Raw genomic sequence first — 15,895 nt, forward strand, 5'->3', positions numbered from 1 at the left:
ATTTCGATGTTTTATGACAAATATATTTCATTTGCGTATTATTGAAACTTTTTACGATAAGGATACGTCAATTAAGCGTTAGTGAAAAAAATGTCGCACTATATCCCGTTTTAAGGTATATTTGTTTTAGTTTGTAAGCAAAAAGAAGGACATCTTTACTATAAAAATCATAGCGAGGGTTTAAAATATATGGATCAATCAAGAAGCAAACGCAAAGGAAAAAAGCGTTTAAAACCATGGGTGAAAGTCACTCTATTTATAGTCGGTATTCTTTTACTGACAACCGCTTCTGTCACAGGCTATGCCTACTATAAAGTGACAAGCGCTGCAAAAAAAGCACAAGTCTCTTTAGATCGCGGCGCACAATCTGTCAAACGGATTGAAGCATTTGATCCTGGGAAAGACAGCTTTTCTGTCTTGTTGCTTGGCATTGACAGCAGACCGGGTGAAACAGTGAAACAAGCACGAAGCGATGCGATGGTCTTAGCAACCGTCAATCGTACAAATAAAACTGTGAAATTATTAAGCATTCCAAGGGACTCATACGTGAATATTCCAGGGCATGGCTATGACAAAATTACACATGCACACGCATTTGGCGGTGCAGATTTAACCTTAAGTACAGTCGAAGATTTACTAGATATTCCGGTTGATTTTGTGATCCAAAGTAATTTCAAAGCATTTAAAGAGATCGTCAATGAACTAAACGGGGTCTCTATTAACGTCAAGGATGAATATGTGGTTAAACAGGTTCTAAAAGATACAAAGGGCAAGGTACAGCTTCAAACAGGTACTCATACGCTAGACGGTGATCAAGCACTCGCATATGTGAGAACAAGAAAAGCAGATAGTGATTTAATGCGCGGACAGCGTCAAATGGAAGTATTAAAAGCCATTTTTGATAAATCAAAATCGTTAACATCTATTCCGTCATATGACAATATCATTGATACACTTGGTGATAATGTCGCGACCAACCTTTCAATGAAAGAGCTAGTCGGGCTTTTCCCGCTTCTGACGTCATTGAAATCGGTAGATACCATCCAGCTGAAAGGCTCTGATTACCAGCCAAACGGAGTTTATTATTACCAATTAGATCAAAACCAGCTAAACGAAGTGAAGACTGAATTGAAAAAGCAGCTTGAATTATCATAAACAGAAAGCGTCCCTAGGGGGCGCTTTTTCTTATTGACAATGATGAAGATTTTCTCCCTTTGGCTTATTTCCTTGATCATTCGTTCATTTTTGTTTAGCCTTGTAGATAGGATCAAGCATCGTATTGCTCATGAGAATGAAGGAAATCGTACATACTTTGAATAGGCGATTGCATGCATGAAGGAGGATTTGACAGCGATGAAAAAAATGATTGCGATTGATTTAGACGGTACACTTTTAAATACAAAAAGTGAAATATCTGCTCAAAACCGGGAAGCATTGATCCGTGCGAAGGAAGCGGGATATATTGTCACCATCTGTACAGGGCGAGCGACTTTTGATGTGAAGGAACTGCTTGGCGATTTGGACATCCCTATTATTGCAGCAAACGGCGGAACCGTTCATACAGAAGGCTACAAACTTTTCAACCGCATCACACTTGACCAAGAAGCAGGAAAACAAGCGGCTAGGGCATTAGTAGAACGAAACATTTATTTTGAGGTCTACACGGACGATGCGCTCCTCTCTCCTTTTGATGGAAAAGAGAAGCTGAAAGCAGAATTTGATGTGATCAAAAGTGCGAATCCAAATGAGGATATAGCTGATTTATGGGAAGGGGCAATGACTCAATTCAAACAATTTGGTATCAAACCAGTGGATGATATCCGCCAGATTTTTGAGTCGAATGAAGCAACCTATAAATTACTCTGCTTCTCATTTGATATGAACAAACTACAGGAAGCACGAAATCTCCTCGCGGAAATGCCTGAGCTTTCATTGACCTCTTCTGGAAAACATATCATTGAGGTACTTCCAAAAGAGTCTGGGAAAGGACATGCTCTCAAAAAACTCGCAGCTCATTATGGTGTAGACCGCTCACATATTTATGCGATCGGTGACAGCCCCAACGATCTATCCATGTTTGAGGAAGCAGGCCACCGCATTGCTATGGGGAATGCAGTCGATGTCATTAAAGAAAAGAGCACTTATATGACAAAAGGCAATCATGAAGACGGTGTTGCTTACTTTATTGATTTGCTTTTACAAAATCAATTCCATGAAAAAAAGACGCTTGTGTGATTAGCGCCTAGAGAGAAGTCTAAAAGTCCGATGCGAGCATTGATCGGGCTTTTTCTTTATTTTTTAATTCGAACTGCTGTCTCATACTTATTCTTCCAGTACGTACTTGTTTTCATATTCGTAAGCACGACACCATTTGAGACGGTCACATGAATGACTTGATTTGACCCTGCATAAATCGCCGGCATCAATGACGTTCCTCTAAAGAAAACGAGATCTCCCGGCTTCAGCTCCGACCGTTTCACAGGCGTACCTGCCTTGACTTGACCTGACGCATAGCGAGGCAGCTCCATACCAAGCACTTCACGATACACATACTGTGTGAACCCTGCTGTGTCAAAGCCTTGTTTTGGATTCGTCCCACCTTTAACATAAGGAACTTCACCAATATACGTAGCGGCTTTTGAGACAATCGGGTCTTCTTTTGCTAATTTCAGCTCCGTTAATCGTTTCGCACCTGTCCATTTTTCGCGCCAATAAGACTCAGACAAATAAGAAATCGTCACACTTTCCGAACGGCTCGCATGAATAAAACGGTCGCCCCCAATATACATCCCTACATGAGAAATACCTGGCTTATATGTGTTGCTAAAAAAGACAAAATCCCCAGGACGTATATCATCTAATGCCACTTTTTCTCCAACCATCCACTGCTGTTCAGCACTTCGAGGCAAATAAATCCCTAGTGATTTTTCAAATACATATTGTAAAAAGCCTGAACAATCAAAGCCAATCTTAGGGTCTGCTGCACCAAATACATAAGGAATACCTAAATATTTCATTGCATCTTGCACAAGACGATTATCCGAGATTTCCGGTGTGCCGGGAAGTCGTTTGACTGCATAAAATCGGTCCGTCCAGTATTTGCTTTTGCTGACGTCTGTTTTCACCACACCTTGACTAAGCGTGATGTGGATGACCTGATCGTTACCAGCGTACAACGCTACATGTGTCGGGATATCCTTTGTTTCTTCAAGGCTGCGAAAATATACAAGGTCACCGGGCTGGGCTTTATCCCATGATACCTTTTTTCCAATCTGATACTGGTCGATCACCTTCCGCGGCAAATCAAATGCACCTGATGTCTTGTACACATATTGCGTAAACCCTGATGCGTCAAAGCCCGTTTTTGGATCGGTTCCTCCTTTATGATATGGTGTTCCAATCAACTTTTCCGCTTGCTGCAAAGGAGACACTGTTTGAGCAGATACTTCTGATTGAGCCATGAACATCAGCCCTGCGAGCGCGCATCCACCAATCAATATTTCTTTCCATTTCATGATCTTTCCCCTCCTTTCTTCTATAGTTTCGGCATGACACCTAACATTTTACACCTTTTTTCGACAAAAAAGAGCACGCAATGCGTGCCCTCTATGCTCGTTAGAGTTATTTACTTGCTTCCGTTTTTGACTGTTTTTGTTGTTCAATTTTCTGCATTTCAACCGAGATCTTTTGTTTTTCATGATCTGTGAGGCTGTCACTAAATTTAAAAGCAGACATAAAGACAAAGACTAAAATTAACGCAACAAACGGCCAGCTTGCTTTTAGAAATTTCATTTCTTCTCTTTCCCTCCGTTTTCTTTTAAGTGTTTAACTTTATCAGCGTGATCTACTTCAAAGAAAATGTGTCCGTCTTTTTCTTTCCAATCCGCATTCGTACCATTTGTCAGCATACGGATAATGGATTTTGATTCAAATGATCCTGCTTTAACCGGAGCAGGCGTTGCTTCTTTGATGTACATTGGGACAACTTCAAATGTCGCTTTTCCATCTTCATTCAGATGATACTGAACAAGTGCAGAATCACGTGTTCTTGACCAGCCTTGGTCAAAAATAAAGTTTCCTAAGCTATAGAAGATCGCCGTACCGTTATAGACTTCCATTGGCTCAAGAACGTGCGGATGAGCACCGATAATGACATCAGCACCAGCCTTTGACATCGCTCTTGCCAATTCTCTTTGTCTATCGTTTACCTCATTGTTGTACTCCTGTCCCCAGTGAGCATGAACAACGACGATATCTGCCTTTTCAGCAGCCTGCGAAATCATCGGAATAAAGATAGATGGATCGGCTGGCAAGATACCTGCCTGGCGATTCGTTGCTTTAAAATCTTTCCCATACACATCTGTAAAACCAAGTGTAGCGATTTTGACACCATTTACTTCTTTATACGAAATGTTCTGCTTCGCATCCTGAAGATTACGGCCTGCGCCTGTATAATCCATGCCAGCTTGATCAAAGGCATCAATCGTTTTGTTTAGCCCTTTTTCACCATAGTCTGCCGCATGGTTATTCGCAAAGTTTAATACAGAGAAATTCAAATCTTTCAACGCTTTGACAGAATCCTCATCTGTTTTTAAATGAATATTCTTTTGCGCCGCTTGTTCTTGATCTGATGCGACTGGATGCTCAAAGTTACCAGTCACATAATCTGACACATCAAAGTATGGTTTGGCATAGCGGAAGAGATGCTGTTTTCCATAACGGTCTGTTACTTTCTCTACGTTTCTTCCAAACATAATGTCACCGACAAACGAAGCGGTCAGGATGTTTTCTGGGTTCTTTTGTACAGTTGGCACTTTTGCTTGCCCGATAAACGTAAATAGAAATGTACAAGCAATGACGATCGGTAAAGCAATCAGCACGTGTTTATTCGTTTTTTTCTTTTGGCTCTTTGTGATTTTCAGCAGCTTTTCCTGAAAGCTCAATTTTTTATTCATCATTGGACACACCTTATCTTAAAATAGATAGTAAACATACATGATGGCAAATGTTGCACCACTTAGAAGTAATGTGCTTCCAAGGGTAATTGTAAGACCTTGCTTTTGAATCGTATTTGCAATCAATCCAGGAACGATAATACCGATTCCGCGGAATTCTGCTATTTCAAATGGGACCACTGGATAGAAGAAATCAAAGACCAGCTTTAAGGCAATCCCTGTAATCAGCATCGCAGCAAACTTTCTGCGTCCGTATAAAATCATAAATTTTGATAGACCAAAGCGAACGATGACATACGTAAGCAAACTGACAGATAAGACAACTAAAATGAAAACTGGCTGGTTAAATACAAGCGCTAGATAACCTGGTACAACAAGTCCAGCTGGTACGATTCCTGTTTTTTCTGCAAAGATTAAACTAAGTAGAACACCTAAAATTAACGAGATATAAAGATCTGATCCGAACATTTTCTATATTTCCTCCTAGCTGACAAGCTGCTTAATTTTGTATTCTTGAATTTTTTCGATTAACGGTTCAGCGGCACCATGAATATTGCCGACTCCATAAACCACTCGATTATGAAGCTTTTTCTCAAGCATGTTCATAATTTCTTCTGTAGATTGATATTCAAGGTTGTGTAAGTGGTCAGCCGGGATTTTTCCATCCTCATATGCTTTTACAATTGGATCTGTTGTTTCACCAATTAAGACGAGATCACTTGCTTCAATATAAGGAAGTACATCCTCCGCAAACTGGATCGTTCGATCTACACGATCCGCACGGCAGTTCATGATAATAATCGGTTCATCTGTTGGATATCCAATTTCTTTTACACGCTTCCAAATGTTCAATGTAGATGATGCGTCATTTGCCGCAAAACCATTTACAAAGTGTCCAGGCGTTTTCGCATCCATTAATGGAAGAATTCTCATCGCTCCTGGATCAGGCGGCGCATTTAACATTCCTCGGAATGCCGTATCTTCATCAATTCCCAATGCCTGTGCAACACCAAGTGCAAGTGAGGCATTATCTGGGAAGACCATGTACTCAAATTTCCGTAAATACTCATCAGAAATCTTGGAATTATCTGCAACAATGACTTCTGTATTGCGTTTTTTCGCAATCTCTTTAAAGAAATCCGTATATTCACTATCCGTAATAACCAAGTGTCCATTGTAAGGAATTGTCGCTGTAAAGGCTTCTGCTATTTCATCAAGTGTCGGCCCCATGACGTCCATATGATCTTCAAGAACGTTTACGATCACGCCAATATTCGCTTGAAGCAGCTCTTCTTGAAAGATTATTTGGTAATCTGGATTTACCGCCATACATTCACTGACGATGGCATTTGCTCCTCTTTCAACGGTTTCTCTCATAACTTCCTTCTGCTCACCGATATTCGGTCCTTGCGGTTTCCTTTTAATCGGTTTCTCCTCTGGCGTATCCCAATAAATCATTCTTGCATCTGTTCCCGTTGTTTTGCCGACAGTTTTATAACCTGCCTCCATTAAGATACCGGTTGTCAATCTTGTAACGGTAGACTTTCCGCGAATACCATTAATATTGACGCGCACCGGTAGGGCATCGATATTTTTCTGGTGACGCTTCTTTTCAATAAAGCCAATCCCTAACATGATGACACAGGCTATAACGATTAACCACATCGCTTATCTACATCTCCTTTTTTTATGAGTGTGATATGTAAATTCAATCATCAGTATATAGGTTCAGCATAAAATCACAATCGGTATTATGTAACATAATCTTTCACTTCCTCGTATGCCAAATTCCTCTAATCAGAAGGTGTATTGACCTAGCTCCTCTTTAAATGAAAAGGCCAAAAGACGGACAAAAATCAGCTTGAATTTCGCCTTCAATCAAGAGTAAGCGTTACCATCAAGCATCGAAAAATCTTTTGTCCTTTTCTCCCTAAATTTTTTGACAATTATTAAGATGTATTTCGAATCAATGTTTTAAAGCCTTTTAAACTCTATAACATCAGTCATATCAGCGCTTTAAATGAATAGTGCGTGTTTTGGAATGTTTTCGATTTTTGAAGGAACAGGTTAGAAAGTCATCCTCATCGCTCAGAATGCTACGTGTTGACCTATGACAAAGGTCATCTCTAAAAAAATCAAGTCATATGCTTATTTTCAGGTCACGAAAAATTGGGATAAAATGTAAACTATTGATCATTTCGAAATGCCTTCTCATTACGATATTCGATCCTTATGACCTAAACAATGAAACATTATTCATTTGTTTTTATCAAGATTCATCATTTCTTAACATTTTTAATATGATTTTAGTTGAAAGTTGTCATCTTATGTCATGCTTTCAACTAAGGTGACGAATAAAATAAGCCTGTCCGCTCACACTATGGTTAAAAAACTGTGAGAGGAGGCTAAAGATGCCAAACGCCAATGAGCAAACACGCTTGCATTTTTTATCAGGCAGCTTCGAGGAAAAAATCCGGATTCTAAAAAAGACATTTCAGCAAAGCGGGGATTTTGAATACCGGGAGTTAATGGTGAATGAAACGAAATCTGTCTTGTTTTTTGTTAAAACAAGGGTAGATGAAGGTAAATTAAATAATTTCATTATCGGGAACTTGTTAGGCCCTCCTGGAAAGCAGGATTATACAAAGTCTCTTAGCACACTCGAAACTGGTGACTTGACACTGATTACAGACAGTATCATTGCAGGAAGCATTGCCTTTCTTGAAGAAAATGCCTCACAGATCAAATTATTTACCGTTGGGCAGCCTCCGCTGCGCTCTATTTCTGAGCCTTCTTCAGAAAGCATCATCGCGGGTGCTCATGATGGATTTGTGGAAAGCTTAGATACGAATTTATATTTGCTGCGTTCTCACTTAAATGATCGGAAGCTCGCCATTCAGTACCATAAGGTCGGTACAAAATCAGAAACAAAGCTTGCTACAATTTATATTTCTGATATTGCCAATCCAGAAAAGGTAGAAGAAGTGAACAGACGTATTTCTTCTATTAAAGTAGACACACTGCTCAGCCCTGGGTCTATCGTTGAAGCAATTGAGGATGATTCATTTTCTATTTTTCCGCAGCTGATTGATACAGAACGTCCTGACAAAGTCAGATCTGCCATCCTTGAAGGCAGAATTGTTGTATTGATGGATGGCAGTCCGATGGCCATTATTCTTCCTATCACATTCTTTAGTTTTTTTCAGTCGCCAGATGATTATAATAGCCGCTGGATTCCAGCTACATTTATCCGTGTTTTGCGTTATCTCTCCTGTATCATCGCAGTCATACTGCCATCTTTTTATATCGCCGTGATTGGGTTTCATTATGAGGTGGTTCCTGATGAACTCGCTATTACGATGAAGAACTCTATTATTGGGATTCCCTTCCCTCCTTTAATAGAAGCCATGCTGATGGAAATTACCATTGAACTCATACGGGAAGCTGGGGTGCGTCTGCCAAAACCCATCGGGCAGACCATTGGGATCGTAGGCGGTTTGGTCATTGGGGATGCGGTAGTACAAGCAGGACTCATCTCGAATGTCCTTATCGTTGTCGTTGCCGTGACTGCCGTTGCTTCCTTTGTCCTCCCTTCATTTGAAATGACGTCTACCATCAGGATGCTGCGTTTTCCGCTCATGTTCATGGCTTCAATGTTTGGATTTATCGGCATTTCATTTGGCCTTGCCATCGTCCTCATGAATTTATGCCGCCTAGAATCATTAGGTGTACCGTACTTATCACCTGTTACACCTTTTAACTGGCAGGATTTAAAGGACACCGTCATTCGACTACCTATGTGGATGTACAAACAGCGTCCTGTTTATTTAAATCCGCAAAGGAAAAAACAAATTGAACAATTGAGAGGATGGGAAAAGAAAAATGAAAAATAAAATATCTCCATCTCAAGCGGTCTTTTTTCTCATTCAATCTCAAATTGGTGTAGGGATTTTAGGGCTTCCTCATCTGCTGATGAAGGATATGGGGCACGATGGGTGGATGGCCATCATCTTAGCCGGCGTATTTATTCAAATCATCAATACCATATTCATTTACATCATTCAGAAATATCCTGACATATCGTTCTTCCAAGCATTAACCAAAGTCTATGGGAAATGGATAGGACGAATTTTGATCGGGCTGTATACTATATATTTTGCCTCGGTCTGTATTGTGGTTCTGTCGATTTTCACAAGAATACTCGGAATATGGGTACTGCCACTTACGCCAAACTGGGTCATTAATTTATTGCTGATGATCTCTATTATCTATATTGCAAAAGAAAAAATCACAGCGATCGTCAGATTTAACTTTATCTTGACTCCCTTTTTGCTCATGCTGTCTTTACTCATGTTCTATTCATTAAAAGGAACCAATATTGACTACCTCATGCCTTTCTTCCAGACGGACCTGTCTCAGTTTCAGCTTGGATTGAAAGATGTGGTACTCTCAATGAACGGCTTTGAGATGATTCTCATCATCTCTCCTTTCATGAAAGGCACCATCAAAGAACGGTATAAAGTCATGACCATTTCAAATATATGCACGACACTTTTCTACCTATTTATTACATTGATTTGTTTTATGTTCTTCAGCCCGATTGAGCTTGATATTATTCCAAATCCTGTGCTTTATCTATTAAAGACCATTACATTCGGAATAATTGAACGAACAGATTTAATTTTTCTTAGTTTCTGGGTGTTTGTTATTCTTGCCACACTCAGCAATTACCTTTACTTCTGTGCCAATGGCCTAGCGAGCCTTCTTAAGAAAAAAGATCATAAAAAATATGTCTATTATTTTGCTATTTTTATTTACGCGGCTTGCTGTTTCCTCGCAAACGATAACTTTAGAATACAGCGCTTTAACGAATTTACGACCATTGCACAGATCTCAGTAATTTACACACTTCCGATCATTATGGCCATCATCATCTTTATCAAACATCGCAAAGGGAAGGTGAAATCACATGCGTCATAAGTTTTTGCTGACGCTCCTCATGTGTGTGTCTCTCATATTCATGCCTGGCTGCTGGGATCAAAACTTATTAAAAAACATCTCTCTTGTGTTAACGTCTGCGGTTGATCAAGGTGAGGTCGACAATGCGAAATTCTCTATCACCTATCGTAAAGTCCAGCAGTCTCAAAGCATGGAGCAAGGAAATTCAGGCAGCTATTTAACCACTGTTCTCACAACGGAAGCCCCTACATTAAGAAAAGCAAGAACCAACTTCAGCCGAATTGTCGATCAAAAAATTGATATGTCAAAAATGCGGGTCATGCTCATTGGTGATGAATTTGCTCAAAATCAGATTCTTCCTTACTTAGATATGTTTTATCGAGATCCAAAAAGTCCTTTGCTCGCAAATCTTGCAGTGGTACAAGGGGGAAGCTGTGTGGAATTAATCAATCAGCTCCTCAAGGAGAAGCTCATTGTGAGCGATTATTTAAACAACCTCATCACCACTGCATCTCGGTCCTCCCAAGTAGCACCGAAAAACATTCAAAGCATTCGTTCCAAAATGCTGCAAACTGGAGAGGATTTCACACTGCCGTTACTTCACTATGATCAAGAGAAAAAACTAACGAGTGTAAAAGGCGTCGCCTTATTTGATAATGAGAAAAAGAAAGGTGAGCTGTACGGACAAGATGCCATTCTTCTCACTGTCATGGACGAGAAAATGGGCAATTATGCAAACTTCACTAAAAAAGTAAGAAGTGATATGAAATCAAAGGAGAACAATTACATCACCATTCAAGTGACAGATTCAAATAGAGACATCAACATTGTCAATCCTGACCATCGAAACTTAACCTTTTCTCTTGAGTATGAATTTACGACCTCTGTCCTTGAATACCCGAAAGATAATCTAGACACAGATAAAAAAATTGAAATGCTCAACAAAAGGCTTTCTGAAATTTTTACAAAAGAAGCAGAAAAAGTGGTATCTGTTCTGCAAGAAGCTAACTCTGATGTACTCAGCCTAGGGAGAAAATATCGGGTAAAACACTATGATGAATATATGAAAATGAATTGGGTTACCGAATATCCAAATGTAAAAATCATCCCAAAAGTCAAAGTCAATATTACACAAACAGGGATTATTAGTTAAGAAAAGGAAGAAGTCATCTTTCTTTTCTTTTTTTATTTTTTTAAGATTGTCATTTAAAAGCTTTCATGATAATCTATTTGTGTAAACGGTTACACATCCACGAAGGGAGGCACTCCATTGGCTACAATTAAAGATGTTGCAAAAGCTGCACAAGTGTCTGTTGCCACTGTGTCTCGCGTACTGAACGATACTGGATATGTCCATTCAGATACGAAAACCCGCGTGACACAAGCGATGCAGGAGCTGAACTACTTTCCCAATGAAGTGGCTAGATCCCTTTTCAAAAGAGAATCCCGCTTAATCGGTTTGATCTTGCCTGATATCACAAATCCCTTCTTTCCTCAGCTTGCTAGAGGCGTAGAGGATGAGATTCATGCGCAAGGTTTTCGGTTGTTATTCGGAAACAGTGATGAAGATCGAGAAAAGGAATTGGCTTATTTACAAACCTTTAAACAAAATCAAGTGGTCGGTGTCATCGCTGTCACAAACGAACCCGAATCAGATATATACAATGATGATGAATTGCCGGTTGTGTTCTTAGATCGAACCGTTCCACATGCACCTTCTGTATCTGCAGATGCTGCAACTGGCGGGAAAATGGCCGCAATGGAATTAATCAGGCGCGGCAGCCGGCAGATCACACTGCTGAAAGGACCTGCCCACCTTCAAACAGCGCGGCAGCGATTCAAGGGTGCACTCGATGTACTAACCGAAAAAGGCGTCGACTTCCATGTGATGTCTAACGCTTCGTTTTCTTTTCAAGAAGCCCGTAAAAGTGCCAAGGCTCTATTCCAGCTGTACCCTGAAACAGATGGCATCATTGCGAGTAATGACATTGTCGCAACAGCGGTCATACACGAAGCACTTCGGATTGGAAAAGCCGTTCCAGAGGATGTTCAAATCATTGGGTTTGACGATATTCCCCAAAGCGAGCTTCTCTTCCCTTCGCTATCGACAATTAGGCAGCCAGCCTATGAGATGGGAAAAGAAGCGGCACAGCTGTTAATCAAAGCGATTCAGAAACAGCCTATAGATCAACCAGTTATCCAAATGCCCGTCTCTTTTATTGAACGAGAGACCACAAGAAAGGTGGATTCACAATGAGTCATATTGTTGTAGTAGGAAGCTGTTCTATGGATTTAGTCGTCACTTCGAACAAACGACCAAATGCCGGTGAAACAGTATTAGGCGAATCATTTAAAACCGTACCAGGCGGAAAAGGCGCCAATCAAGCAGTCGCCAGTGCCAGACTCGGTGCTGATGTATACATGGTCGGCCGGGTCGGTGATGACGCTTATGGCCAAGATATTCTCAGCAATCTGCAAGGTCAAGAGGTCCGCACCTCATATATGAAACCGGTTACCGAAATGGAAAGCGGAACGGCTCATATCATTTTAGCAGAAGGTGATAACAGCATTGTTGTGGTCAAAGGGGCAAACAATGAGGTGACACCTCACTATGTAACAGATGCTCTTTCTTCTATTGAAGATATTGGAATGGTCCTCATTCAGCAAGAAATTCCTGAAGAAACAGTCGAAGCCGTCTGCACCATTTGCAGCGAGAAAGGGATTCCGGTCATCTTAAATCCCGCACCAGCTCGTCAAGTTTCTCAGCAAATATTAGATCAAGCTGCCTATATTACTCCAAACGAACACGAAGCAGCTCTTATGTTTGATGGACTCACCATAGCAGAAGCTTTGCGCCAATATCCAAACAAATTACTCATTACAGAAGGAAAAAATGGTGTTCGTTACTTTGACGGAATAAAAGAAGTGTTGGTGCCGGGCTCCCCTGTGAAAGCCGTCGACACTACAGGCGCTGGTGATACTTTTAACGGTGCTCTAGCTGTAGCACTAACAGAGGGAAAACCCCTATACGACGCACTGGCCTTTGCCAACTTAGCCGCATCTATCTCTGTTACAAAGTTTGGCGCACAAGGCGGCATGCCAACAAGAGAAGAACTGGAGAGAAAGAAATGAAAAAAAACGGCATCTTAAACAGTCATATCGCCAAGGTACTTGCTGACCTTGGTCATACAGATACAATCGTCATCGCAGACTGCGGACTGCCTATTCCAGATGGTCCAGTCAAAATCGACCTGGCGTTAGCGATCGGCACACCGTCCTTTCAGGAGGTCACCTCCCTCCTTCTTCAAGAAATGGCGGTTGAACATATTACTGTGGCTAGTGAAATCAAAGAAGCCAATGAGCGAGATCATCTATTTCTAAAGAAAGCGTTCTCAAAATCATTACATGATGTAGACCACGAGACGTTCAAAGACATGACCAAACAGGCAAAAGCAGTCATTCGCACGGGTGAAGCCACCCCATACGCAAACTGCATTCTTCATGCCGGTGTCATCTTTTAAAAGGAGGAGCCAGATATGAACATTGAGATGCATAACATCCATAAGGCCTTTGGAAAAAACACCGTTCTTTCCGGGGTCTCCTTTGACCTCGTCACAGGTGAGGTTCACGCGCTCATGGGTGAAAATGGCGCAGGAAAATCCACTTTAATGAACCTGCTCACAGGTCTTTATTCATTAGACCAGGGAACGATTCTTATCGATGGGAAAGAAACCGCTTTCAAAAATCCGAAGGAAGCGGAACAACACGGTATCGCCTTTATTCATCAAGAGCTCAACATATGGCCGGATATGACCGTCTTGGAAAACCTATTCATCGGGAAAGAAATCTATACGAAGTTTGGATTGCTAGACACAAAGAAAATGAAGGTTCTTGCCCAAAGCCAGCTGGATCGATTGTCTGTGAACCTCTCGCTTGATCAAGAGGCTGGCAGCTGTTCTGTTGGACAAAAGCAAATGATTGAGATTGCAAAGGCATTAATGACGGATGCGAAGGTCATCATCATGGATGAACCAACGGCAGCTCTTACAGACCGTGAGATTGAAAAGCTCTTTCAGGTCATTGAATCTCTCAAAAAAGAAGGCGTATCTATCGTGTATATTTCTCACCGTATGGAGGAAATCTTTGCGATCTGTGATCGGATTACAATCATGCGCGATGGGAAAACGGTCGATACGAAAGCCATACCTGAAACAAATTTCCATGAGGTCGTCAAAAAAATGGTCGGCCGCGAATTAACAGATCGATACCCTGAGAGAACGCCTTCTCTAGGAGATACGATCCTTGAGGTGAAGCAAGCGACAAGAAAAGGACAATTTCAAGATATCAGCTTCTCCGTTAAAGCTGGAGAAATCGTCGGTGTTGCAGGCTTAATGGGCGCTGGCAGGACTGAAATGATGCGGGCGCTGTTTGGCCTTGATCCTCTTGATCAAGGGGAAATCTGGGTTCATGGAAAAAAAGCTGTCATTAAAAAACCAAGTGATGCCGTTAAGCTTGGCATCGGTTTTATTACAGAGGATCGCAAAGATGAAGGACTCATGCTGGATGCATCCATTCGAGAAAATATTGGTCTGCCAAACTTAGAAAGCTTCTCTCCAAAGGGACTGATCGATAAGAAAAACGAACAGGATTTTGTTGACCTGCTCATCAAAAGATTGACGATTAAAACGGCTTCCTCTGAAATTTCTGCTCGAAGTCTCTCTGGTGGAAATCAGCAAAAAGTCGTCATCGCCAAATGGATCGGTATCCAGCCGAAGGTCTTGATTTTAGATGAACCGACAAGAGGTGTCGACGTCGGAGCGAAACGAGAAATCTACCAGTTAATGAATGAACTGACTGATCGAGGTGTTGCCATTTTAATGGTCTCCTCTGAGCTCCCAGAAATTCTGGGGATGAGCGATCGAGTGCTTGTCATTCATGAAGGAACCATCAGCGGAGAGTTAAATAAAGCAGACGCAACACAAGAACGAATTATGACACTAGCTACAGGAGGGAAGTAACATGAAACCACTTACTTCAAATGGACGATTTGATCACATCATGCAAAAGCTTGGGCCATTCTTAGGACTCATCATCCTTGTCGCCATTGTTTCTATATTAAACCCGGCCTTTTTAGAACCATTAAACATCTTAAACTTACTGAGACAAATCTCCATTAATGCCCTCATTGCCTTTGGTATGACATTTGTTATTTTAACCGGAGGAATTGATTTGTCGGTCGGTGCCATTTTAGCACTTTCTAGTGCGCTGACTGCCGGATTTATCGTGTCTGGTATGGACCCGATTTTGGCTATTATTGTTGGCTGTATCATCGGCGCTATTCTTGGAATGGTCAACGGTCTTTTAATCACAAAAGGAAAAATGGCTCCTTTTATCGCAACACTTGCCACGATGACGATTTTCAGAGGGTTAACACTTGTTTATACAGACGGAAACCCGATTACAGGACTCGGTTCTAACTATGCATTTCAGTTATTCGGACGCGGGTATTTCTTAGGCATTCCTGTTCCAGCGATCACGATGCTGCTCACCTTTATCGTACTTTGGGTCTTGCTTCATAAAACACCTTTCGGCAGAAGAACATATGCCATCGGCGGAAATGAAAAAGCTGCGCTTATTTCAGGTATCAAAGTACCACGCGTAAAAATTATGATCTATTCATTGGCAGGTTTCATGTCTGCTTTAGCAGGTGCCATTTTAACATCCAGGCTAAATTCTGCGCAGCCAACAGCTGGTACATCCTATGAGCTTGATGCGATTGCTGCTGTTGTACTTGGCGGGACAAGCCTGTCTGGCGGAAGAGGACGAATTGTCGGCACACTGATCGGGGTGCTTATCATCGGGGTCCTGAACAACGGTATGAACTTACTTGGTGTATCATCATTCTATCAATCTGTTGTGAAAGGGATTGTCATCTTGATTGCAGTCCTACTAGACAGAAAGAAATCTGCTTAAGGAGGCAG

15 protein-coding genes are annotated in these 15,895 nt (G+C 41.3%); 10 read left to right on the top strand and 5 right to left on the bottom strand.

Features of this window, described 5'->3' with window-relative positions; all coding sequences use genetic code 11:
- Nucleotides 1–189 precede the first annotated feature (189 nt).
- Both ACQYAC_RS10745 and ACQYAC_RS10750 read left to right on the top strand, forming a co-directional pair.
- Complete coding sequence (locus ACQYAC_RS10745; protein WP_003212964.1) at nucleotides 190–1,155, top strand: LCP family protein; 966 nt, start codon at nucleotides 190–192, stop codon at nucleotides 1,153–1,155.
- A 198-nt stretch (nucleotides 1,156–1,353) separates the two neighbouring features.
- Nucleotides 1,354–2,235, top strand: a complete 882-nt coding sequence (locus ACQYAC_RS10750; protein ID WP_429943275.1) for a Cof-type HAD-IIB family hydrolase — start codon at nucleotides 1,354–1,356, stop codon at nucleotides 2,233–2,235.
- A gap of 56 nt (nucleotides 2,236–2,291) precedes the next feature.
- Here ACQYAC_RS10750 and ACQYAC_RS10755 read toward each other — a convergent pair whose 3' ends face one another.
- The 5 genes from ACQYAC_RS10755 to pgsB all read right to left on the bottom strand — a co-directional run bounded on the left by ACQYAC_RS10755 (nucleotide 2,292) and on the right by pgsB (nucleotide 6,620).
- Complete coding sequence (locus ACQYAC_RS10755) at nucleotides 2,292–3,515, bottom strand: C40 family peptidase (protein ID WP_429943276.1); 1,224 nt, start codon at nucleotides 3,513–3,515, stop codon at nucleotides 2,292–2,294.
- 106 nt (nucleotides 3,516–3,621) lie between these two features.
- Nucleotides 3,622–3,792 (bottom strand): hypothetical protein, encoded by a 171-nt coding sequence (locus ACQYAC_RS10760; RefSeq protein ID WP_003213661.1) that lies wholly within the window; start codon nucleotides 3,790–3,792, stop codon nucleotides 3,622–3,624.
- Entirely contained in the window at nucleotides 3,789–4,955 is a 1,167-nt protein-coding gene (locus ACQYAC_RS10765) for a CapA family protein (RefSeq protein ID WP_061409794.1), read from the bottom strand. The genes ACQYAC_RS10760 and ACQYAC_RS10765 overlap by 4 nt, the downstream gene beginning before the upstream one ends.
- Before the next feature lie 18 nt (nucleotides 4,956–4,973).
- Nucleotides 4,974–5,423, bottom strand: a complete 450-nt coding sequence (pgsC, locus tag ACQYAC_RS10770) for a poly-gamma-glutamate biosynthesis protein PgsC (protein ID WP_012011488.1) — start codon at nucleotides 5,421–5,423, stop codon at nucleotides 4,974–4,976.
- 15 nt (nucleotides 5,424–5,438) lie between these two features.
- Nucleotides 5,439–6,620: a poly-gamma-glutamate synthase PgsB gene (gene pgsB, locus ACQYAC_RS10775; RefSeq protein WP_012011489.1), complete on the bottom strand. Its 1,182-nt coding sequence runs from the start codon at nucleotides 6,618–6,620 to the stop codon at nucleotides 5,439–5,441.
- A 746-nt stretch (nucleotides 6,621–7,366) separates the two neighbouring features.
- Here pgsB and ACQYAC_RS10780 point away from each other — a divergent pair.
- From ACQYAC_RS10780 to rbsC, 8 genes are all read left to right on the top strand, one after another.
- A complete protein-coding gene (locus ACQYAC_RS10780; protein WP_268497477.1) occupies nucleotides 7,367–8,848 on the top strand; it encodes a spore germination protein in 1,482 nt (493 codons plus the stop codon).
- Nucleotides 8,838–9,935: a GerAB/ArcD/ProY family transporter gene (locus ACQYAC_RS10785; RefSeq protein WP_268497475.1), complete on the top strand. Its 1,098-nt coding sequence runs from the start codon at nucleotides 8,838–8,840 to the stop codon at nucleotides 9,933–9,935. The genes ACQYAC_RS10780 and ACQYAC_RS10785 overlap by 11 nt, the downstream gene beginning before the upstream one ends.
- Nucleotides 9,925–11,067, top strand: a complete 1,143-nt coding sequence (locus tag ACQYAC_RS10790) for a Ger(x)C family spore germination protein (RefSeq protein ID WP_268497474.1) — start codon at nucleotides 9,925–9,927, stop codon at nucleotides 11,065–11,067. The genes ACQYAC_RS10785 and ACQYAC_RS10790 overlap by 11 nt, the downstream gene beginning before the upstream one ends.
- Nucleotides 11,068–11,184: 117 nt before the next feature.
- Entirely contained in the window at nucleotides 11,185–12,171 is a 987-nt protein-coding gene (locus tag ACQYAC_RS10795) for a LacI family DNA-binding transcriptional regulator (RefSeq protein ID WP_058013518.1), read from the top strand.
- Nucleotides 12,168–13,046 (top strand): ribokinase, encoded by an 879-nt coding sequence (gene rbsK, locus ACQYAC_RS10800; protein ID WP_429943277.1) that lies wholly within the window; start codon nucleotides 12,168–12,170, stop codon nucleotides 13,044–13,046. The genes ACQYAC_RS10795 and rbsK overlap by 4 nt, the downstream gene beginning before the upstream one ends.
- Nucleotides 13,043–13,435, top strand: coding sequence for a D-ribose pyranase (rbsD, locus tag ACQYAC_RS10805; protein ID WP_429943278.1), 393 nt, complete (start codon nucleotides 13,043–13,045; stop codon nucleotides 13,433–13,435). The genes rbsK and rbsD overlap by 4 nt, the downstream gene beginning before the upstream one ends.
- A 15-nt stretch (nucleotides 13,436–13,450) precedes the next feature.
- The gene (locus tag ACQYAC_RS10810; RefSeq protein ID WP_169055839.1) at nucleotides 13,451–14,932 is read left to right on the top strand and encodes a sugar ABC transporter ATP-binding protein; all 1,482 of its coding nucleotides are present in this window, start codon (nucleotides 13,451–13,453) and stop codon (nucleotides 14,930–14,932) included.
- A 1-nt stretch (nucleotide 14,933) separates the two neighbouring features.
- Entirely contained in the window at nucleotides 14,934–15,887 is a 954-nt protein-coding gene (gene rbsC / locus ACQYAC_RS10815; protein ID WP_071168464.1) for a ribose ABC transporter permease RbsC, read from the top strand.
- Nucleotides 15,888–15,895: the final 8 nt, after the last annotated feature.

It is taken from the genome of Bacillus sp. MM09(2025) (genome assembly GCF_050496725.1).
Taxonomy (GTDB): domain Bacteria; phylum Bacillota; class Bacilli; order Bacillales; family Bacillaceae; genus Bacillus; species Bacillus pumilus.